The organism is Candidatus Uabimicrobium amorphum (genome assembly GCF_009002475.1).
Classification (GTDB): Bacteria; Planctomycetota; Uabimicrobiia; order Uabimicrobiales; family Uabimicrobiaceae; genus Uabimicrobium; species Uabimicrobium amorphum.
Genome location: NZ_AP019860.1, coordinates 7,206,950 through 7,230,370, shown reverse-complemented (window position 1 = coordinate 7,230,370; position 23,421 = coordinate 7,206,950). Strand labels below are relative to the sequence as shown.

General features: G+C 40.9%; 10 protein-coding genes. 3 read left to right on the top strand and 7 right to left on the bottom strand.

The window, feature by feature from the left end; genetic code table 11:
- Positions 1-47: 47 nt before the first annotated feature.
- From ahcY to UABAM_RS25300, 4 genes are all read right to left on the bottom strand, one after another.
- Positions 48-1,466 carry an adenosylhomocysteinase gene (gene ahcY, locus UABAM_RS25315; RefSeq protein ID WP_152022055.1) on the bottom strand — a complete coding sequence of 473 codons (1,419 nt, stop codon included), beginning with the start codon at positions 1,464-1,466 and terminating at the stop codon, positions 48-50.
- A gap of 621 nt (positions 1,467-2,087) precedes the next feature.
- Complete coding sequence (locus UABAM_RS25310; RefSeq protein WP_151970789.1) at positions 2,088-5,087, bottom strand: fused MFS/spermidine synthase; 3,000 nt, start codon at positions 5,085-5,087, stop codon at positions 2,088-2,090.
- A gap of 116 nt (positions 5,088-5,203) precedes the next feature.
- Positions 5,204-7,363 (bottom strand): S8 family serine peptidase, encoded by a 2,160-nt coding sequence (locus UABAM_RS25305; RefSeq protein ID WP_151970788.1) that lies wholly within the window; start codon positions 7,361-7,363, stop codon positions 5,204-5,206.
- A 217-nt stretch (positions 7,364-7,580) separates the two neighbouring features.
- On the bottom strand, positions 7,581-8,249 hold the full coding sequence (locus UABAM_RS25300; protein WP_151970787.1) for a hypothetical protein: 669 nt from the start codon (positions 8,247-8,249) through the stop codon (positions 7,581-7,583).
- A gap of 233 nt (positions 8,250-8,482) precedes the next feature.
- On the opposite strand from UABAM_RS25300, the gene odhB reads away from it, so the two are divergent.
- From odhB to UABAM_RS25285, 3 genes are all read left to right on the top strand, one after another.
- Positions 8,483-9,703, top strand: coding sequence for a 2-oxoglutarate dehydrogenase complex dihydrolipoyllysine-residue succinyltransferase (odhB, locus tag UABAM_RS25295; protein ID WP_151970786.1), 1,221 nt, complete (start codon positions 8,483-8,485; stop codon positions 9,701-9,703).
- A gap of 4 nt (positions 9,704-9,707) precedes the next feature.
- A complete protein-coding gene (gene lpdA / locus UABAM_RS25290; protein ID WP_151970785.1) occupies positions 9,708-11,105 on the top strand; it encodes a dihydrolipoyl dehydrogenase in 1,398 nt (465 codons plus the stop codon).
- A gap of 160 nt (positions 11,106-11,265) precedes the next feature.
- A complete protein-coding gene (locus tag UABAM_RS25285; protein ID WP_151970784.1) occupies positions 11,266-16,032 on the top strand; it encodes a WD40 repeat domain-containing serine/threonine protein kinase in 4,767 nt (1,588 codons plus the stop codon).
- Between the two features lie 37 nt (positions 16,033-16,069).
- Here the strand turns inward: UABAM_RS25285 and UABAM_RS25280 are convergent, their stop codons facing one another.
- From UABAM_RS25280 to UABAM_RS25270, 3 genes are read right to left on the bottom strand one after another with little or no spacing between them, the layout of a single operon-like run.
- Positions 16,070-17,227, bottom strand: a complete 1,158-nt coding sequence (locus UABAM_RS25280) for a serine/threonine protein kinase (protein ID WP_151970783.1) — start codon at positions 17,225-17,227, stop codon at positions 16,070-16,072.
- Positions 17,228-17,234: 7 nt separating this feature from the next.
- Positions 17,235-19,316 carry a protein kinase domain-containing protein gene (locus UABAM_RS25275; RefSeq protein WP_151970782.1) on the bottom strand — a complete coding sequence of 694 codons (2,082 nt, stop codon included), beginning with the start codon at positions 19,314-19,316 and terminating at the stop codon, positions 17,235-17,237.
- 22 nt (positions 19,317-19,338) lie between these two features.
- Positions 19,339-23,403, bottom strand: coding sequence for a protein kinase domain-containing protein (locus UABAM_RS25270; RefSeq protein ID WP_151970781.1), 4,065 nt, complete (start codon positions 23,401-23,403; stop codon positions 19,339-19,341).
- Between the last annotated feature and the right edge of the window lie 18 nt (positions 23,404-23,421).

Here is a 23,421-nt window from a genome sequence, read left to right as displayed (position 1 = left end):
TTGTATCTACGTCTTAATCACAAGCTCGCGATCTTCGCGAGAATGTTTTAATAACGATAGTGTTCTGGCTTGTATGGACCTTCTTTTGGAACATTGATGTATTTTGCTTGATCATCTGACAACTCGGTGATCTTACCACCAAGTTTTTCGACGTGTAGTCTTGCCACTTCTTCGTCAAGCTTTTTAGATAGACGGTATACACCAATTTCTTTATTTTCTTTCCACAAGTCCATTTGCGCTAGTACCTGGTTGGTGAAACTGTTGGACATTACAAAACTTGGGTGTCCTGTTGCACAGCCTAAGTTTACCAAACGGCCTTCTGCTAGCAAGAAGATAGAGTTTCCTGTGGGGAAAGTATACATATCTACTTGTGGCTTAACGTTTACGTGCTTAACGTCAGGGTAGGTCTCTAATGCTTCTACCTGAATTTCATTGTCAAAGTGCCCAATGTTGCACACGATCGCTTGGTCTTTCATGTTTTTCATGTGATCGATGGTGATAATGTCTTTGTTCCCTGTGGTGGTTACATATATATCTGCATGAGGAAGAGCGTCTTCTACTGTAACAACCTTGTATCCAGCCATCATTGCTTGTAGTGCGCATATTGGATCTACTTCTGTTACCCAAACTTGTGCACGAAGAGCAGCGAGTGCGTCGGCAGAACCTTTTCCTACGTCTCCAAAACCGCAAACTAGAGCTGTTTTTCCGGCAACCATTACATCGGTAGCACGCTTGATCGCGTCTACTAGAGATTCTCTACAACCATAAACGTTGTCGAATTTAGACTTGGTAACAGAGTCGTTTACATTGATTGCTGGGAAAAGTAGTTCGTTGTTTTCCAGCATTTGATATAAACGGTGTACACCTGTGGTTGTTTCTTCAGAAACACCTTTGCAGCTTTCTACTAGCTTGTGGAAGAAATTTGGATTGTTAGGTACAAATTCCTTCAGAAGGCTATTTACGATTTGCAATTCTTTATTGTCTGTAGGCTCATCAAGAATTGTGATATCGTTTTCAGCTTGGTAACCGCGGTGGATCATAAGGGTGGCGTCTCCACCATCGTCAACGATTAGGTTAGGACCTGAACCGTCTGGCCATACCAAAGCCTTTAGTGTAAACTGCCAGTATTCTTCTAAAGTTTCGCCTTTGTATGCGAATACAGGAATACCACTTTTCGCCATTGCCGCCGCAGCGTGATCTTGGGTAGAGAAAATATTGCAGCTTACCCAACGGATGTCTGCTCCGAGTTCTACTAGAGTTTCCATGAGAACCGCTGTTTGGATTGTCATGTGTAGACTTCCCATGATACGTGCTCCCGCAAGTGGCTTGTCTGCGCCGTATTTTTCGCGAGAAGCCATTAGGCCTGGCATTTCATGTTCAGCAATTTGAATTTCTTTGCGTCCGAAATCTGCCAAAGAAATATCTTTCACATGATAATCTGTTGTTTCTTTTGGATTTGGTGTCATTAACATTATATTTTCTCCGCTGAAAGGGTTATGAAATTTAATTTACACTAACTATAACTCTTTGTGGAAAGTAATGCTATCAACCAGCGGTTCAATTTACTAAACAATTCGTTGTATGGGTGGAATGCTTTGTGAAATGGGGTGGAGGATTTGCGATGTGGGATTCGTTTTCAGGTTGGTGCCCTCACTATCGAAAAGCATGTGTTCATTTAAGATGAAGGGATTCGTTTTCCGTATTGGTGCCCTCACCATCGAAAGTATGTGTTCATTTAAGATGAAGGGATTCGTTTTCCGTATTGGTGCCCTCACCATCGAATTTAAGGTTTTAGCTCCGCTAAAAACCTTAATTCTCATGCCTCTCCCACAGGGAGAGGCGTAACACGTCTTAGTGTGTTTTTATTGTTTCATTTTATGCTACCGTATACACAACCGTAACTGTGTAAAAATAGTAACGCTATGCTTTTGTCCCGCAACTCAAGTGAATTTTGTTTTTTACAAAAGAGAAGCATTACACCTCTCCCTGTGGGAGAGGTATGAGAATAGCAGTTTACAGCTACGCTGTAACTGCTTTTTCGATGGTGAGGGCATCGCATACCAACATCTATCTATACCTAAATCTCTCTAATTCGGCTTCAAAAACGACAGAAACTTTTGGTAATTTTCTCTACTCAGTTCTTGTTGTGCACGTTGCTTTAGTTTCTCTAACGCCTCCGCATCATTTCGAATCATTTGCGCTAAAATAATCCATGCACCTTCATCGTGAGGATTGCTTTCTATCGATTTTTGCAGGTGATCTTTCGCACCAACTTTATCTCTTTTGGTGTTGAGTAAAATGGTCGCCAAAAGATTACGCGCGTAGTAGTTATGTGGACTAATCTCAATCGCTTGCTCCAAAAATGAAACAGCACGTTTATGCTGTTGCTGCTGAAAATATAACCATCCAAGTAGGTAATGTGCTCGTGAGTAGCCCACTTGTAGAGAAATGACACTATTGAGTAATTTCTCTGCTTTGCCGTATTGGAACGTTCTTATGCTATCATAAATCGTGTCGTATGTCTTTTTTAGACGTACTTGACTGTGTCTTTTCCCCTCCGCACTCTCTTTCAATTTTTCAATTTGACTTTGTATATCTTTATCTTGTGTCAACTTGAGCAATGTAGCGATAGAGTCCGCTCGTTCAGGGAAAAAAGAACTGTCGATGGCTTTGGCCATTGCAAGGTTAAAGCTGTCTTGTGGTTCATTGCCGAAAAATGCTTTTGCTATTCTCGGGAATTTTTTCTCCCAATTTTTTATGTGAACCTTGGCATTGAAGTTACCGTACATTTCCAAAGGAGCGCGGTACTCTAAAAATAAGTTATCATCATTGTTGCGCTGGTCACTTGGAAATTGTTGTATGTCATCGGGGAACGTATACGCGTATGTACCAAACAATTGATGTTGATTGTTGACCTTGATGCGCTGCAAAGTTTTTGCGACAAGTTCTTGCTTCATGCGTTCTAGGCAAGATTTCGGATCAATGGTTATTTTATTTCTACTCGATACGCAGATCATGTCCATGTCGACAATAAAAATATGTATGTGTGGAAATGTGTCTGATAGGGTTTGGATCATCGAGTTTAAAGTATATTCGGATAGCTCGTACAATTGAATCCACTGGCAGAAAACGCCATTGTCTGCTAAACGATCATCTACGATTTGATAGAATTCGTGTGAAAACAGGTTCGCAACACCCGCGATCCAAGGATTGGACGGTTCTGATACAATGACATCGTACTTTTCGGGAGCATAACGCAAAAAGCTACGACCATCATCAACGTGTATTTTCAATTTCTCATTCTGTAAGATGTTGTCATTGATGGTATCGAAATATTTTGACACTTCGACGACCGCAGGTTCCAGTTCCACTACATCAAGTTTATCGATGGGGTGAGTCGCCATAGCGTTGGCGGTCGCTCCACTTCCAAAACCTATGAGGCAGGCGTTTTTTGCTTGTAGATTGAAAAACATCGGTAAATGTCCCACAAGGTACTGGGTGGGTAAATCTCTTGTTGTAGAAGCTTCTGGTTTTCCGTTAGAACTGTACCATGTACCAAAAGAATTTCTGTTTACGGTAATTGTTGAACAAACGCCATACTTGAAAAATAACATGCTATCTTCTTCTACATCGGTTTCTTTCTTTTTATTTTTCGTCAGTACTCCGCGAAAATAACCTTCATAGAGTTGTCCCATTTGCGTTTGCAAATTTAAATTAAAGAAAATAGCAAAAAGAGTCACAGCACCTACGGTCCATAGAGAACGCCTTGCAACGGTTACTGTCGAGGCGTTTACAAAGAGAGCGATCGCCACAACCAACATAAGGGTTCCACAGAAAAATAAAGTTGTTTGCGCGCCGAATGTTGGCAAAAGCAAAAACCCCGTCATAATCGAACCGAGAATGGAGCCGAGTGTATTGATGGCGTAAATTTCACCTACCGCACGTCCACGGTGACCTATTTGTTTGTGATAATTGACGATCACAAGTGGCAGCATGATTCCCATCGCAAAAGCAGGTATGACGACAATAACACCGGCGATACACGCTTGCGCCAAAAGTAACAACCAAAAGTTATTTCCTAAAGTTTGTACAAGAGAAGTAAAGAACTCGGGAAGAAACTTTACCAATAATATACTCGACAAAATAGAGAAAGAGGCCACAAAGGCAAATAACGCTAAATTCAATTGGTATTGTAGTTTTGTCAACATTTTATGCGTTGCCACAACACCACCAATACCAATACCGATTAGGAATGTCAGCAAAATGATACTGAAGGCATATGTCGAAGAACCAACAATCGGTAGAAGTAAACGCGTCCAACTAATTTCGCAAGATAGGCTAATAAAGCCAGAAAGAAATACGATAACAAGTAAAACCAACGGTGCGGAAGTTTTTGCTTGTTTGGTTTGTTCTTCACTAGTGTTTTCTTCAAAAGAAGCTTGGTACTTTTTATCGTAGTATATGGCAAGAAAACCAATGGCAACACCAATGACCGCGGCACCAATGATGGTTTTTGTCACTCCGATAGCTGGTAGAACAAAAAGGCCACATGCCAAAACACCAAAGGCAGCACCTATTGTATTGACACCATACAATGTTCCCGCTGTTTTTTCCATTGGGTGAAAACGAGCGATTCCAGCGATGAGTACTGGCAATGTCGCCCCCATGCAAAAAGTAGGTAACAATAATATTGCAAAAGCGATAATAAAACGAATTACATGAAAAAAAGAGGGGAATGAGTGTTTCGCAAATCCGACAATGACATCGAGATTTTGAAAAATAGGTAAAGATAATAAACCAAAAACAGCAATAGCGATTTCTAACCATGCATATGTTAGAAAGGGGCGTTTTAACACCTTGGCATTGCGTCCGGCCCAGAAACTTCCCAATCCCAAACCGGCCATAAACGACGAAACCACTGTTGAAACCGACCATGCAGAACTTCCAAATTGCAATGTCAATAGTTTTACCCAAATGACTTGATAGAATAAACTGCATGCTCCGGAGAGAAAAAACAGAATAGTTGCGGTGTATAGTAGCGATTTTGTGGAGGCAGAGCTTTGGGAATGTTCGCGCTCAGTGGACATAGTACTTCCTTCTAAATGAATTATAAATCGAGGTTGGTTCGTAGAGTAGTTTGCGAGAGATTATAAGGATAGATTTGGCTACGCGAGGTAGCCAAATCTACAATGTAGAAAGGTGATTACTTAGTAATACCACTTACAACTAGAGCATAATCCACATCAACTTCTGGTGTCTCTAGGTGATTGTCAGCGTTAATTTCGTCTGCAATTACTTCTACAGTCCATGTTCCTGCTGCAGGATTTGCAACAAAAACATTTTCAACGCAATCAACTTTATTTGCTTCTCCACCAGCTTTAGAGTACATGCCTTCAAGTAGACCGTTGTTGCCGTAGTATACTGTTCCACTTGGAGAGGTAACTTTTAAATCAAGGTTGTTGATAAGTTGCTTCGCAGCGCTCAATGAAGGAGCTGGTTCGTTCCAAATCAATGTTACCTTGAATTGTTTTTCTCCCGCCGCAACACTTACTTTGTAAGATTTAGAATCAAGGTTGGTTAGAAGATGATCTTCGTTAACAACCATCATTTTGTTGCGAAGGTCCAGCATGTTTTGTACGTTAGGGAAACCCCAACCTTGGTGTACGCGTGTACGGTCGTGGCTTTTTCCTTCAAAACTGTACTGTTTTGCGGTGTTGATCAACAACGCTTTTGTTGTTGTGAAGTGAGGTCTATTTGCAAAACGATCTTCTTTTGGAGCCTTAAGTTCGTTGCCGAATACACCATCAGTCCATAGTTGAAGTGTCAAACCAACATGTCCAGCGATAATCGGAGTAGCACCTGATGTACCACCGAAGCCTGTTGTGTATCCATTTCTGGAGGTTGTTAAGATCTTGTCATAGTATGCGCATAGATCTGGCTTGATTCTACCATCGGTAGCAGGGCCAATACTAGCACCACGTGCCCAAGCGTCATCTTCAGGATTAATGGTATCGTAGTGACGAAGAGCACCACCAGAGATGATGTTTTTTGCCCAAGCTTGTGGACGAGAGTGACGACTTCCTGCGTTACTCTGGCTTTGACAGATAGGCATATCGAAATTGAAGATAATGTCATCCATTTCAGCAGATCTTGCATCGTAATCGTATACACGAGAATATCCCCAAGAGGATGTTTGGAACATAACCTTGTGCTCACGAATTAAACGTTCGGTCAATTCATAACGACTACCAGGTTTCTTACTACCAGCAGGTGAGCTGTAAACAGCATTGTAGTTGGTGTAGTAACCTTGTGCATCAGGAAGTAAACCGCGAGCTTGTTTGTTACCTTTTCCGCTACCAAAAACTTGACCAAAAGTACTGTGACCGTGAGATGCACCTGCACCATCGTCTACAGCGATTGGCTTTTGACGGTGTTCTGTCGCTTCGAAATCTTGGTGATCGGCGTAAATTCCCTCTATAACGTGTCCACGAAGGCCTTTACCAGTGTATCCACCGAACTTACTTTCGATGTAGTTTGCTCCACCTTGGATACGCGCCTTGTCCATGTCTTCTTCAATAGCTGTATCTTTATTGATCCATAGAACGGTGTCCAAATGTGCAACTTCTACTAATTGATGAGAATTTAATTCTGCAACAATCAATAAACTACCTTCGGTAGGGTTAACAACTTTTCCGCCAAGACCAGCAATTTGCTCTACCAATTGTGTTTTGTCTTTTTTAGACACAACAACAATGACGTAGTTTTCAACACCACGAGCATTTTGTAATTCACTAGTATTCATTTTGTAAGCGGGGTGCATTGGGCCTACCCAGTTAACGAATTCTAGTTCTTTTACTGCTTGAGCTTTTGCTTCATCCATACGCACAATGTACGAATTGTTAGGAACGAATTGATGGATTTCAACACCCATCTTTTGTAGCTCTTCGCGATAAACTTGCAAACTTTGTGTCACAAATTGTACTAAAAACAATTTGCAATTGTTGCGACTTTGCATGTTAAAAGGTACTTCAGTGCGTTGTGCTTTTGTCGGATCGAACTTATAGTTTTTTAGTAACAACTCATAAGATGTCTTTTTTGCAGCTGTCCACTTGTTTCCTTTTAGGTTGATCGCGTAGCAAGGTGTTTCTTTTTCTTGTTGTTTTTCGGTCCAAGTAACAACTTTAGTAGCGCGATTTACACTGATAAGCTTTTCGTTAACGATGTCCGCATTTGTTGTACAAATGGTTTCACCATTGACTACTAGCTCTTGTAGTCCTCTGTTTTTTACCACTTCAACTTCATCTGCACATAAAGAAACAGCTAGTACAGCGCAAATGAAAAGTAAGGATAGTTTTTTGAACATCTAATCCTCCCTCAAATAAGTGCGATTGATGCAACAAGCAATCAATTTACTTATTTGTATAAAAGTTTTTTGATTATTTTATTTTATATAAAATACAAAAATTGCGCAATAAGAAATATTGGCGGCTGTTTTGGTTTGTCTAGATAGGGCGTTATCATCAATGAAAAACATGATTGTGCCCGTGACCATGACCGCTACGGCGACGACTACGGTGGTCTTAAAACCATCTTCCGCGAAAGAAAGTACTTAAATTTAACCAAAATAAACCTTGGGTATTGCCATTGACAAAATTGGGATGTACCTCTTCGGGTTTACGCAGAGAATACGTTACGATGTTGCGTGTAAACCACCGATCTCTGGTCGCGACACGGAAAATTTCGTTGACGTTAAGGCCAAAACTTTCCGTTAAAACAACTGGGCGTGTTGAATCGTAGTTACCCACTCCAATAGTTGCCCATCCAAGAGTGGTGCGGTACACACATATTGTATGTCCTGCTCCAAGATTCATACCTGTCATATACAGTAGATAACTGTCTATGTTTTTGTGTCGTAAAATAGTGGCGGCTAACATGGCTGCCTCTACGCATTCAAAAGAAGCACCTTCATAATTGTTATTTACAGCGTGGAATATTTGTTTTGCACTGTGTAGGCACGACGATTGTTGTGGAATTTGTTTATCTCCTTCACCGTCGCGTATCATCCATAACAAAGTAACGATATCGCGAATTGTACCTTCGTCAGCAATTTTTTTTATTTTTTGCTGTGTCGTTAGTTGGTTATTGCTAAGTATTTTTTTGAGACCTTTTTCTTTGAGTGAAAATGTATCTAACTCTTTTCTTAAAATATCCTTAGGGACTTTATTGATCGGGATTTCTCCTATTTTCATTGAAGTTCCACAACCAATCAGTGCCCAAGAAAAACACAAAATCGTTAGAAAATTTTTAAATATAAATTTCATAAAGCACTTGATCTCGATACAATAAAAATGAAGAGGCAAATTCGTTCTGCCCAGGGCGTGTTCACGCCCTAATATTTTCAATAAGATGTGAATCTATCTTATTATAAAGCGACATAGTCCAGATTATAAATAAATTTTTATCTCACACGAAGGATTTTTTTATGAAAGTAGAAGTGAAAGTTCCTGCCGTAGGTGAATCCATAACTGAAGTTACTATTTACAAGTGGTTAAAGCAGAGTGGTGATTTCGTAGATGCGGATGAAATTATTTGTGAAGTAGAAACAGACAAGGCTACTTTGGAATTAACTTCTGAAAAAAGCGGAGAGCTGACTTGCAAGGTAGAAGAGGGCGCTACGTGTTCTATTGGAGACATCATCGCTGTTGTGGATACTGAAAAGCAAGGTAAAAAAGCCGCGGCTCCAGCAAGTGATGACAAAAAAGATGAAACAGCATCTGCTTCTGAAAAACATACTAATAAAGTTGTTGCCCATCCTTCGCCAGCAGCTAAGAAAATTTTAGATGAAAAAGGTGTTGCCGCAGCAGACGTTAAGGGAACTGGTAAAGATGGTCGTATTACCAAAGAAGACGCCCTAATGGCAACGCAAAAAGTCGTTACCAATATTCAAAAACCGAAACCTGAATCACAACCTCAGCCAACATCAACAACAACTCAATCAACAGAACGTGGCACACGTCGCGAAAAAATGACGACGCTGCGTAAGACAATCGCCAAAAAACTTCTTGCTGCGAAACATGAAACAGCTATGTTGACAACATTTAATGAAGTGGACATGACCAATGTGATTGCCGCACGTAAACAATACAAGGAAATATTTAAAGAAAAATACGGCGTTGGTCTTGGGTTCATGTCGTTTTTTACCAAAGCCGCGGCAATTGCGATGAAAGAATTTCCTGCGGTAAACGCTTCTATTGATGGCGAGTACATCGTTTACCATGATTATGTCGATATGGGAGTGGCGGTATCAACTCCAAAGGGACTAGTGGTTCCTGTCGTACGCAACTTAGAGTCATTGGGTTTTCACGAAGTCGAAAGTGAAATTATTCGTCTGGCCAAAAAAGCGCGCGATGGTAAGATTTCCATTGCGGAAATGACCGGAGGAACCTTTACAGTCACCAATGGTGGAGTTTTTGGTTCGATGATGTCCACACCACTAATCAATTACCCTCAAGCAGCGATTCTCGGAATGCACAATATCGTGGAACGTCCCATGGGAGTGGATGGACAAATCGTATTGCGTCCGTGTATGTATATCGCCCTTTCTTATGATCATCGCATTATTGATGGTCGTGAATCTGTAGGTTTTTTACGCACCGTAAAAGAATTGATTGAAAATCCTATCCGCATGATGTTAGAGGTATAATAAGATGAAAAACTATGATGTAACAATAATAGGCTCTGGCCCAGGTGGTTATGTATGCGCGATACGTTGTGCGCAGTTAGGGATGAAAACCGCAATTATTGAAAAGTACAAAACCTTAGGGGGAACATGTCTCAATGTAGGATGTATCCCTTCAAAAGCCCTTTTGGATTCTTCAGAACATTATCATCAAGCCAAAGAAAAGTTTAGTGCCCACGGAATTCTTGTCGACAATTTGCGTATTGACTTAAAAAAAATGATCGAGCGCAAAAACGAAGTGGTTTCACAAACATGCCAAGGTGTAAATTACTTGATGAAGAAAAATAAAATTGATGTTTACCAAGGCGTTGGCTTTTTTGAAGACAAGAACACCATCGGTATTCGCAAAGAAGACGATAGTGTTGAAAAGATATCCAGTAAAAACACTGTGATTGCCACAGGTTCGAAACCGACAGTTCTTCCGTTTATTCCCGTAGATAAAGAGCGCATTATTACTTCCACAGAGGCCCTAAACTTACAAGAAGTTCCCAAGCACATGATTCTCATTGGCGGTGGAGTTATCGGCACTGAGTTAGGTTCTGTTTACGCACGTCTGGGAGCAAAAGTAAGTGTTGTTGAGCTTCTAGATCGCATTGTGCCGCCTTTTGATAAAGTGATGAGCAAGGAATTGCAAAAATCGCTAAAAAAGATGGGGATGGAATTTTATCTCAAGCATAAAGTGACCAAAGTAGAACGTGACGGAGACAGCGTTAAGGTTTACGCAGATAAAAACGGCAAAGAGGTGATTTTAGAAGGCGACTACTGTTTGGTCGCGATTGGACGTTCTCCCTATACCAAAGGACTGAATCTCGAAAGTGCAGGAGTTGCGACGGAAAGAGGACGCGTGACAGTTAACGAGCATTTGCAAACATCGGTGGAGAATATCTATGCCATTGGTGATGTGATTCACGGTCCGATGTTGGCTCATAAAGCGGAAGAAGAGGGGATTTTTGTCGCAGAACTCCTTGATGGGCAAAAGCCTCATATCAACCACTTGACAATACCCAATGTCGTATATACTTGGCCAGAAGTTGCCTCCGTTGGTTATACAGAAGAGCAAGTTAAGGAACAAAAGCGCGCATACAATGTGGGGTCTTTTCCTTTTAAAGCCAGTGGGCGTGCTCGGGCCAGTATGGATCTAGATGGTTTAGTTAAGGTAATTTGCGATAAAGAAACCGATGAAATTCTCGGTATTCACATCATCGGGCCTCGCGCTGCCGATATGATTGCCGAAGGAGTTTTGGCGATGGAATACAAAGCGTCTGCGGAAGATATTGCCAGAATTTGCCATGCACACCCTACTTTCACCGAAGCATTCAAAGAGGCAGCGCTTGCTGCCACAGGTAACCGCGCGTTGCATATCTAAAAGCTCGTTTGTGGAATAAATTGCTTAGAATAACCATGGAAGTTAGAGATACATTAGGCTTTGTATCCCTAACTTCCATGGCTTACAACCATACAGCGTAAAAACTAAATAGAATTCCTGCTAGTGTAATTGAGTGGCATCGTTTCATTTTGAGGTAAATATGGCTACGAGTAATGATTTTTTATTTGGTAAAAAAGCGGTAGAAAATGGCTTTCTTGACGAAAAGCGTTTGCGGAATTGCTATTTAATTCAGAAACAATCTTTGCAACAAGGAAAAAAAGTTTCGATTGCCGAAATCACGCAAAAGCTGAAATTTTTGAACGACAAACAAATCGAATTTATTCATAGCCAAGTACAACAAAATATTGCGCAACACATAGATAAAGATACAAATAATGGCACATCACATCTCCCACAAAATTCACCTCCTAAGAATACTGAAAATTTCGTACAGGAATACCTACAAAATGATGACACAAATGTTGACTTTGTGCAGGAATATCGACAAGTTAGCGACACACAAAACGTTGACTTTGTGCAGGAATATCGACAAGTTAGCGACACACAGAATGTCGACTTTCTACAGGAATATCGGCAATTTAGCGAAACGCAAGATGAAAACTTCCTTCCGGAATATCGCCAACTGAGTGAAACACAAGAAGATCAATTCATTCAAGAGCTGCGCAATACAAATAAAGATAGTTCTCACCAAGCACTTTTAAGTATGAGTAGTTCACACGTTTCAGGGGAAACGTACGGTCGATATGTCATTAAAAAGTTTCTTGGGAAAGGAGGTATGGGCAAAGTTTGTTTGGCCCATGATCCACATCTCGAAAGAGACGTCGCGATAAAGTTGATGAAAGTGGAAGGGGAAAGCGATATCTATGCAAAACGTTTTCTGCGCGAGGCTCGGGCCGTTGCCAAGTTGAACCATAAAAACATCATTTCTGTTTACGACATCGGTTATGACAAGCAACAGTTTTTTTTCATCATGGACTATATTGAGGGCGGATCTCTAAAGGATTGGATGGGGAAATCCATTCCGTTGCAGCAAAAAATAAGGGTGATGGCGCAAATTATTACTGCGATTCAATATGCACATAGTGAAGGGATTATTCACCGCGATTTGAAACCGGCGAATATAATGCTCACCAAAACAAATGAACCTAAAATCATGGATTTTGGTTTAGTAAAACTGTTACAAAGTAGCTCGATTTTATCGCGAAGCGGCGCCATTTTTGGTACTTTGCAGTACATGCCGCCAGAACAAGCTTCGGATTCTAGCGCTGTTGATGAGCGTAGCGATATCTATTCGCTGGGAGTTATTTTATATGAGTTACTTACCGGACGGTTACCCTTCACCAGTAAGACGCGTATGAAGTTACTCACACAAATTCTCAACGATACTCCCACTTCTCTTAGCGAAATCAATAGTGAAATACCTGTGCAGTTGTCACACATTTGCCTAAAAGCCTTACAAAAAAAGCCACATGAGCGCTATCAGACCGCACAAGAATTTGCTGCGGCGTTACAGCATTTAAACTTGGGCAGATTGGAAGTGGAAGAAACCAACAAGTTGCACATGACAAAACTTTTTACCAACAGTACCACGGGAGACACAAATAGATCTAGGTTGGAAATGGGCGATAGGTTTGGGCGTTACATTGTAGAGACAAAACTTGGTGAAGGTGGCATGGGAGCAGTGTATCGAATACGCGATGAGAAATTGAACCGCAGTGTGGCACTTAAAATTATTTTAGGTAATCAGAAAGAAAAACAAGTACAGCGCTTTCTACAAGAGGCACGTGCCACAGCGTCATTGAAACATCCCAATATTGTTGAGGTATACGAAATAGGCGAATTACCACAAAATTATTTTACCATGGAACTCATTGAGGGACGTTCTCTTGCCTCATTGTTGCGCAGTAAAAATTTGGACGCACGCAAAGCCGCGATTATCATGGCCAAGTGTAGTGATGCACTTCAGTATGCCCACGAAAAAGGAATTATTCATCGCGATGTAAAGCCTTCGAATATCATGATGGAGAGAAACAACGAACCGAAGGTCATGGATTTTGGCTTGGCAAAAGACATGAAAGAAGACAGTGAACTTTCCAAATCGGGAGATGTTCTGGGGACGGTTGTTTATATGTCCCCCGAACAAGCAGACGGGGCGGCCATAGATGCACGAAGTGATGTCTATTCTTTGGGTGCATCGTTATACGAAGTGTTGACAAAAAGACCGCCCTTTCAAGGGGAGAGTCCTATACGCATTTTAAAACAAATTTTTACCGAAGATCCCCTTGAACCGCGTATGCTAAATCCTGATATTCCCAAAGATCTTGAAGCGATATGTCTCAAGTGTCTACAAAAAAAACCGGAAAAGCGTTATCAGTCGGCGCGAGAGTTGTGCGATGATTTAAAGAATTTTATTCGTAAACGTCCGGTGAACGCCAAATCGATTACCCCTTTCGTCCGTTTGCAAAAAGCCATTGCACGCAATAAATTGCTGACTATCCTCTTCGTCGTAATTTTATTGTCTTCTGTGGCAATTACTGTTGTGCAAACTCATTACGCCAATATTGCGATGCGACAAAAAGAGCAAGCTGTACGAGCTAAAGACGCGGAAGAAATAGCCAAAAATCGCGCCAACTCTGCAAAGGAAAGTGCTGAGAAAGCATTGGCCATCGCGAAATTGGCCACAGAAAAAGCACAAATTGCCGAGCGCAAGGTGGAAGAATCTCTGTACCGCGCCAATTTGCTACTCGCAGATAAATACAATGACAATAACCAATTACAAGAAGTGGAAGATATTCTAAATAGTATCGCTCAGCAACGCGGTGATGCACAAAAAGATTGGGAATATCGCTGGCAAAAACATCGCAAGCATTTCGAAAAAGATCACCCGGTTTCACAGTATACGTCGCAGATAAGAGACCTCAGCGTAAGTGACGAAGGCTACATCGCGATGATGACAGAGGAACCTCTCATTAAGGTATTTAATCCAAAAACAAACAAGTTCATGGATTTTTTGGACCCGTCGGTGAATGAAGGCTGGGTATGGGTGAGTTGTGCAATTAGCCCCGACGCCAAATATCTAGTCGCTGGTAACTACTTCGGTAACATTCATATTTGGGATGTCAACTCGCAACAAAAAGTTCATGTACAAAGTATCCAAGAGCAAAAACCCGCGAACTTTGTCGGTAAATTTCCTCAAGATGCTCAGCGTCCTTTTGGATTGAAATTTAGCAACGACAGCAAAGTGCTCCTTGTGTCGCGAGAAACAGTGGATAATAGTGAAAACGAGGTACTATTTCGTTCGTTGATGCTTTTCGATATGCGTAGTTTTCAGATAACAAAAAAGTTCAGTGTTCCCCAAGAACATCGTGGCCCTTTTGATAACAATTTCGTATTTTGCGATCTCAGTGACGATGTGAAATATGCCGTTGCTACTCGCCAAGACTCTAACGTATATATGTATCAGACATCTTCATCAAAGGTCCGCGTATTTGTGATGAAAAAACTACTGGAAGAATATTACACAAAACTACGCCAACCAACAACAGTGAAAATATCCCCTTTGACAAGATGCGCAATACATCCCAACAATCGTTGGATTTTTGTTTGTGGTGGGCGACATCTTTATGTGATTGATGTGAAGCAAAATAAAATAAAAAGTGACATCGTGTTATCACAACAAATCAATGACTGTACCATAGACCCAAGCGGCAAAAAGATTGTTGCAGGTACAAAGGATGGCAGCTTACACTTTTGGTCGCTGCGTAACAATGACATCGTTTATGATGACTTTCTCACCGGGGCAATCGAAATTCGACGTTGTGTGTTTTCCGCTGACGGTCAAAAAATATACACTGGTGGGAAAAAAGGAGTAAAAGTGTGGGGAAATAGTGTCGAGCGAAACCCCAAGAGAGTAGCACTCCCCTACTATTCGCTGTTTTGTGCTGCGCATCCGACAAAAGATATCGTTGTCGTTTCTCCAATAAAAAGACCAGCTGTCATTGCGTACAATAGCAAAACAGGTAAAAGAATTGTAAACGGTAAAATTAAAGAGTTGATTGGGCACATGAATGGTATTACCCACGGTCAATTCGACTCTAACAATGTCCTCTACACATGTGGTTACGATGGTAAGATCCAAAAATGGGACGTTGATAATATGCGTCCTCTAGGTTCTGCGATCAATGCCGCAGGTCATCGCGGCCTTTTGCATTTTACACTCATCGATAATGAAAAAACCCTGGTAGTCGTGGGACGAAAATCGTTTATTTCTTTTGTGGACCTGCCATCGAAAAAGCAGAGTTTGTATCGAATCAATGACCTAGCACAGGCGTTTGGTGAAAATGAGGAACACGCTACCAATATAAATATTCATCTTTTACGCATTTCTTGGGACGGACTTCACACCGTGGCGGTGGTGGGAAGTAATTCATACATATACTTTTTAGACACCCGTCAACAAAAAATCATCAACCTAATAAAACTAGAGCAGGGAAAACACCACGCGACAAATTGCATATTACAGTTTGACGCAGAAAAAAATTGCCATTATTTGTATGCCGATAACTACAGCAAAATAATCAAATATAGAGTAGAGAAGAACGCGTTAAAACCTCTCATTGAATACACCGGTAACGTAGCAAAAATCACAAGATTCACGATTGCAAATGGACGTCTTTTTGGTTGTAGTAATGAGCAAGGTAATATCAGCATTTGGCCATTAACTGCAGAAGAAAATGTGATTACGCCATACTTTTCGATAAAGACTTCCGGATATTTGGCCAACTTTGCCTTGAGCAAAGACGGTTCCGTTTTATTTGCTAGCGGAGCCGAATCACAAAACCACGACAGTCGCTCTTCCTTTTTGCAAATCTGGGATTCATCTGCTCCTGCGAAAGATAGTCATTAGTATGCGATGCCAATTTCGTTTTTTCTCTCACGAAGTGCTAACTCACCGGCAAAGACGCGATCAAAGGCTCTATGGCAGCCATAAATTCTCCCGCGTGTTGATAGCGGTCGTGACGTTTTTTGGCCATCGCTTTTAGGCAAACCTTGGAAAGATTTGCTGGTATTTTGTCATTAATTTCATGAGGAGCGGGCGGCATTTTATTGCTGATATTCCATAGCTGTTTTATCGACATTTTGTCGTGTAGTGGAATTGTTTTGGTGAGGATTTGGTAGAGGATTACCCCTAAAGCATAAAGGTCGGTGCGGTGATCTATTTCGCGAATTTTTCCTTCCGCTTGTTCCGGCGCCATATAATTGAGCGTTCCGAGTACATCTCCTGAATTGGTCAATACATGCACCTCTTCTAAAAATTTGGCCAAGCCGAAGTCGAGTACCTTTGGTTCAAAGTTGCGGTCCATCATAATATTCGCCGGTTTTAAATCACGGTGCACTATTCTTTGGCTATGCGCAATACCCACGGCATGCATTATTTTGAGTAGTATGTGCATTTGCGTTTTTAAAGAAAATAGATCACGGGCAATGACTTCTTCAAATGTCTTACCACGAATAAGTTTCATGGTAAAGTAGTACATGTCATTGATAGCACCCATGTCATAAACTTTGACAATGTTGCGATGATTGATGTTCATCGTTCCTTTCGCTTCACGTAGGAAACGCTGTAAATGTCGTTCACTACCCTGAAATTCGGAAATCATAACCTTTACTGCCACCGAGGAGTTGCGGTTGTGGTCAAAAGCTTCAAAAACTTTTCCCATCGCACCTTGTCCTAGAAGCCGGATTAACGTATAACGGCTAAATTCTCGTGGGATGTCTCCCAGGTCTTTTTTTCTTAATTGGCTAGAAGGTATCTGTTTTTGTAGTGTGTCGCTCCCCAAAATGAAGACATTGTTGCAGTCTTGGCATTTCATTTTTTTACCAAACAATTCTTGTTGCCACTCAACTATGCATTTGCGCTGGCAACAAGGGCATAAAAACTTGAGGAGTTTGTGGGGTTTTTTGATGAGAGCTTTGGTTAAGGTAATGACGTTGTTACATCCACTGCATATGAGATTCTTTCCCAAGGGATTTTGCTGTTTTGCTACTTTGATTTCTTTTGCACAGTGCGAGCAGACAAAAGTGATTAATTGCGGTGGCATTTTAACCTCAAATCTTAACAAGGTGCGGCAGGTGTTTTGCCCACCATAACTGTGCCTCGTGGTTTGTCCAAGAACTTTCTATTGTGTGTAGGGTATTTTGTATTTCGACAAATGAAGGTCTTTTTTGGGGTTTTTTTTCCAGACAACTCATGATTAAGGTGTCGAGTTCGTCGGGGATTGTATATTCCGATGCTACGGATATCCTTTTGGGCCTTTCGCTGACATGCTTTGATATTAAGGATAGTGTGTTATTGCTTTCAAAGACATACTGACCACTGAGTAACCAAAATGCAGTGCACCCAAAAGAATATACATCGACCTTGTCGTCTATTTCGTTCGAAATAGCCAATTCAGGTGCGATATACGGTGGAGAGCCGACAATATTGTCCCCGGTGAGATTGGAAAAATCTCCTTGTTTTTTGGCGATACCAAAATCCAAAACTTTGATGAAGTCGTATTGCAAACCGAGTTTGCACAAAAAGATGTTCTGCGGTTTTATATCGCGATGTATGACACCATAAAGGTGTGCTTCCATAAGCGAAAAACAAATTTGCGATAGTAAGTAAATCGTCCGTTGTGGCGGAACAGGTCCAAAGCGTTCGACAAGTTCGGCCAAATCACAACCATGCAACATTTCCATAACGTAGTACACGGTGTTGTCATTGTGTATACCAAAATCGTATAGGGTCACGGTATGTGGTGATTGTAATTCGGCAATGGTTTGTGCCTCTAACTGAAAACGCTTTAGATTAACTTCTAAATCTTCATCGTCGGTATCTTCACGAATGAGCTTGACTACTACCGGACGTTCGAGAGAATGGTGCTTGCCTTTCCACACCTCGCCCATTCCGCCCTCGGCTATTTTTTCGATTAAGCGGTAGTGATCAAGGTAGCGAATGGGAATAAGTTCACTATTTTGGATGACAAGGTGCGTTTGTTCGGCGGCGACTCGTGCCACATGCTGCTGTATAATGTTTTGTAGTTCGCGAATATTATTCGGCCAAGTATGTTGTAAAAAATACTTATGCGACTTTTCATCTAAACTTCGCACGCGTTTATCGTATTTTTTCGCGTAATAGCGAATGTAATTTTCCGCAATTACGACTATATCTTCTAAGCGTTCTATCAAAGTAGGAATTTGCACGACATGACCGGAAAAAAAACTATTGATTTGAAAAGATAGTTTGCCAATGTCGTTTTTATCACAATGGCATATTACGTTGGTTATGTTATTTGTGAGGAGCAATTCAAAGATGATGTCCTGGTCTGTCATCGATAACGTATGAATATTTTTGAGAAAGAGACTACCTTGTTTTGCAAGCTCTATAAGGGTTTTTATTTCATCTTTGCTTCGAGAAAAGTGTAGATTGGCAAAATCAATTGTGACAAATGCATCAGTTTGTACGTAATTGCGGTGTATGGCTTGAGCAATGGCCTGTTCTCCACAATTTTCCTTTCCTAGCAACAAAATTCCTTGAGAACCGCTGGTAAGTTGCAGTATTTCTCTGTGAATTTTTTCAATGGCCGCACTCTTCCCGAGTAGAGCTATTTGGATTTCTTCATCCAGCGACGAAATATCTAAAGAGATTTGGGGGGCAGTACTTTTTTGTTCTGTGACAGCGTAAGAAATATCATCACACGTGACATCGTTATGTATTTTTTCGGTTTTTTGCAACCACTCTTTGGGGATCAAATCCGTTGTTGCGTCTAATTGATTGAGATTGGTAATTGTGACGTCGTCAAAGTTAACTTGTTGTTCTAGGAAAAGTTGTACGGCAATGGCGGTGTCTTTAACAAAATTATATTTTTCGTAAACACCCGCGTGTTTTAGTATTTCCGCAACTTGAGAATGAATGCCCGCAAATAAGAATACTCCACCTTCATCGCGGATCACATCAATCTTATCCAGTAAAATCTTTAGCCCTTCTGCACCTATGTAATCGACATCCGCAAAATCCATAACTATTTTACAATATTTATTTTGCAGTATTTGCGCAAAACACTCCTTTAAGGCATCCTCTGTAAAATTTTCATTTGCCAATTCCACAACAATGATATGTTCTTCTACAACCGTTGTTTTTATTTCCATTTTCCCATTCTCAAATTACAATTTATTCGGACAATGAGTACAGTAATCCTTTACCACCTCCGACATATAAATTGCTCGCATGACGGAAAAATATTTGTGGTACGTCTTTAAAATTTGTTTCGCGAAATACAACGCCATCTTGGAGGTCTAGTTTGAACATTTTGCCTTGTTGACTCACAACGTACAGGTATTCGCCATTTGTTTGTGGTGAGAGTTCAAATGTTTCCCCTAAACGTTTTTTCCAAACAATACGACCAGAAAGAGATATTTTAAAAACAACACCTTTGTGATTGCATGTGTATAAATGTTTATTGTGATAAAGTGGTGGGCCATCGATTCTGCCACCTGTCACTTGATACCATTTGCGGCGACCATTTTTCATGTTGACGGCATAAACATAACCAGCGGTGTCCGTGAGGTATAGCGTTGTCTTTACTTGCACAAGTTTGTTGATTTGGCGTTTTGATTTAAAACGCCAACGATTTTTGATGTATGGTCGTCCTTTTTTATCGATGAGTTTCAAACAGTACAAGTGTTTGTCTTTTAGCGCAACAAAAATGTAACCGCGAAAAAATAATGGGGCAGTGGCAAAGTCACGTGGGGCAATATACGTACGGTAACGATCTTTACCATTTTTCAAGGACACCACACGTAGCTTATTACTATCACAAATAAATGCGTACACTCCGCGATAAACATATGCTTGGGGCATTTTCTTTTTTTTGTTGACGTTGACTTTGGCAATTTTATAGCGCTTACCTTTGCGAAAGTCGTAAAGGCTAACTTTTCCATAATCGTTCATTGTCAGTAGTTTGTCGTTTTTGCTGACAACACGTGCCAATGATGTACGCACTTCTTTGACATTATTTCCGGGTATATAGCGATATTTTACATCTTTAGCACCAAGTTTGGCACAGTACAAGCGACCGTCTTTTGCAGTAAGCCATATATTGTCGCGGTATAAGTTGTAGTCATGCCAAGGAACACCAATACGCTTTTCCCACATTTTCTTGCCTTGGTAAAAATGTCCACACCACACACCCTGTGATAGTTTTACTTGCATAAATAATGATTGCGATGCCATTTGTGGGTGGGCAAAAATTTCTCCTGAAGGGATAAGCTTTGCAATTTGAGAGGTATCTTGGTCATTGGTTAAGATAAACTTCTTGTTCGCCAGCGGCGTTGTTTCCTTTTGTTGTACATCCAGTTGATACAAATATTGCTGCGTTGAAATGTATAAATGTCGCTGATGCACACTGGCTTTCAAAGGAGTGTGCGATATACTGTATTTTTTTGCCAATGACGACTGCAAACCTTCGACTTGGTATTGGTAGATATTACAATGACCGTTTTCTTTGACCACATTGACAATAAATCCTGCGACATGCGCGGCAAAAAACATCGGTTTTGTTGCCGAAATCACATAGTGTCGCAAAGTTTTTTGCTGGCGATGAAAACCGAAAATTTTGCCATCGTAGCATGGCAAGAACAATGCCTCTTTATATGCGAAGGGGCGCACCACACATTTACTACTCGTGGTATAGCCTCCAAGAGCTTTCCGTGTTTGTATATCGACAACATAGGTATTTCTGTTCAAGCACGGTAGATAAATTTTGTTTTCAAAACAAGCTATTTTTGCCGAGAGTGGATAAGAAAGTTGAAAATTCCATATTTCTTCGCCATTTTGAGCATCTAGTAAATAAAAGGTCTTTGCGTCATAGTCGCAGAGCAATATGCGATTTACTTTAGAAAAGTCTGTTGTTTGCGTACCATTGTGTAAGAACACAATATCTGCAAATGACTCTACCTCGCAGCGCAACTTTTTCACCCACAAACCACGACCATCTTTTGCCGAAATACAGTATAAAAAAGGTTTATCATATACAAAGAAACTTCCGGTTCTCACAGTGGCTTTGCTTTGTGGTTTTTCAAAAGCCAATGGATAGAAATTTTCCGTAGCAAAAGCGCTATTTTTGGCACGGTATAGTTCGAGGTTTAGTTCGTACTGTGACGTAAAGTTGTAATCTTGTAGCTCTTGCTTTATTTGGCGACGGGCAAATTTCTCTTGTAGCTTTTGGTATGCCTCGCGGTGTTCTCTTGTTGTGGCGAGAGAATATAGCTCGCTGAGTTCTTCATTGAGGTTTTGCATTTCGCGTTGTTGGATGTGTTCTTCGATGGTTTTCCACTTCATCCAAAAAGAACGATTTTGTTCATCTAGGGCTATTTTTTGCTGCAACTGTTGGTACAATTTGCGCAAGTCATTGGCGGTGGCGGAGTCTTCCTGCCATTCAAGTGCCATGCGATACATGGTCAATGCACGACGAGGGTTTTTCTCCGCAAAACGTGCGATTTGCGACAGAGAATATTGTTGTAGCTTATTGATATAATCCGGCTGTATTGTTTTCAGTGCCGAAATATGAGTAGTTGCTTTTTCAAAATGAAGTTGCTGAATTTGCTGTTGCGCTTGCGTGTAATTGTACTCTATTTTTTGCGAAGTTGATCGCGTGAAAAGAAAGACAAAACATACCAAAGCAAAGATTCCTAATGCAGCAAGGTACTTCCAATAGCGCATGGATAGATTCTTAGCTTGTGACATTTTGTCCATAAAATTGATCAAATCCCATGGGCTAAGCTCTTGTGTTTCGAGAGGGTTTTTGAGCATACGCGTTTCGGTGTCGTCAAGAGACACCAGTGAATACTCAATATCTACTTCTGCTGTACCGTCAGAGTCTTCTAGAGGAGAGAAGTTCTTGGCCGCGGCATTGAGATCTCGTAGTAATTGTGTTGGATTTGAATAGCGTTCTTTGGGGCTCTTTGCCATCATTTTCGCGATAATCTTTTCCAAATCTTGTTTTTCACTACTTTGTGATTTGGGAAATGGTATGGGGGTCTGAACATGGTGACGACGTACCTCTTTTTTGGCACCCTTAAACGGTAAGTCACCATAAAGCATACGAAAAAAGACGACTCCAAGGGAGTAGATGTCACTGCGAATGTCAATGTTCTTTTTGAACAAGCATTGTTCGGGGCTCATATACGCAACGGTACCAAAGACTTTTTCCTCGTCATTGGCCACTTCGTCGACATCGCGGACAAGGCCAAAGTCGCATAGTTTTACACTGTTGGGAGTCGCGAGTAATATATTGTCTGTTTTTATGTCGCGATGCACCAAACCACAACTGTGTGCATGTTCTAAAGCACTGGCGATTTGCATGACCATGTTTAAAGTTTCATCAGGTAAAAGACGTCCACCTTGTTCTTTTAGATGTTGTTGCAGATTTGGTCCATCTATGTACTCCATGACAATATAGATATTTTTTCCGGCAAATCCGAAATCTAAACCGGCAACGATATTTTTGTGGTTGAGTTTGGCAATGGCTTTTGCTTCGCGAATAAATTGATGACTAAGTTGCATGTGGTTTTCGTCTTCGGTACTCGAAAGGACTTTCACTGCTACCGGTTCAGAGTCGTCGTTAAAACGGCCTTTATAAATTTTCCCCATTCCACCAATTCCAATGAGTTCCTGTAGTTTGTATCCTTCGATGGAGGGAACCTGGATTTTGTACTTGTTGATTTTTTGGATTTGCTCGCTATCTAGATAATCTTCTTGCAGAAAAATATCTTCCAAGTGCACATAGTCACCGTCTTCGCTGAGTGTTTCTTGTAGTAGGATGCACTTTTTAACTTGGCTGCGCTTTATATAGCCAAGTTCTACGGCGATTTTTCCGATGAGTTTGTCATGACGTTTTAATTTGGAAAAACTTTCTTGCTCGTCTTCGTGGTAGTCTTTTTTGTCCTGCTCATATATCTGAAAGCGAAAGCGATGTCGGCCTAAACGAATGACATCGCCTTGTTTAAGCGGTTGTCGCGAAACACGTTGATTGTTGACTAGGGTGCTGTTGCGACTACCAAAATCTTGAATCCAAAATTGCGCTTGATGATAAAAGACTTTGCAGTGCAAACGCGAAATAGCGTTATCATCTAAGATAATGTCTGCGTTTTTCCCACGTCCAAAAACTAAAAAATCTCCAGGGTGTATTGTGTGTTGAGAGGAAGAATTTGCAACTGCAACTATTTCACCATACATAACATAGCTTTCTATTTA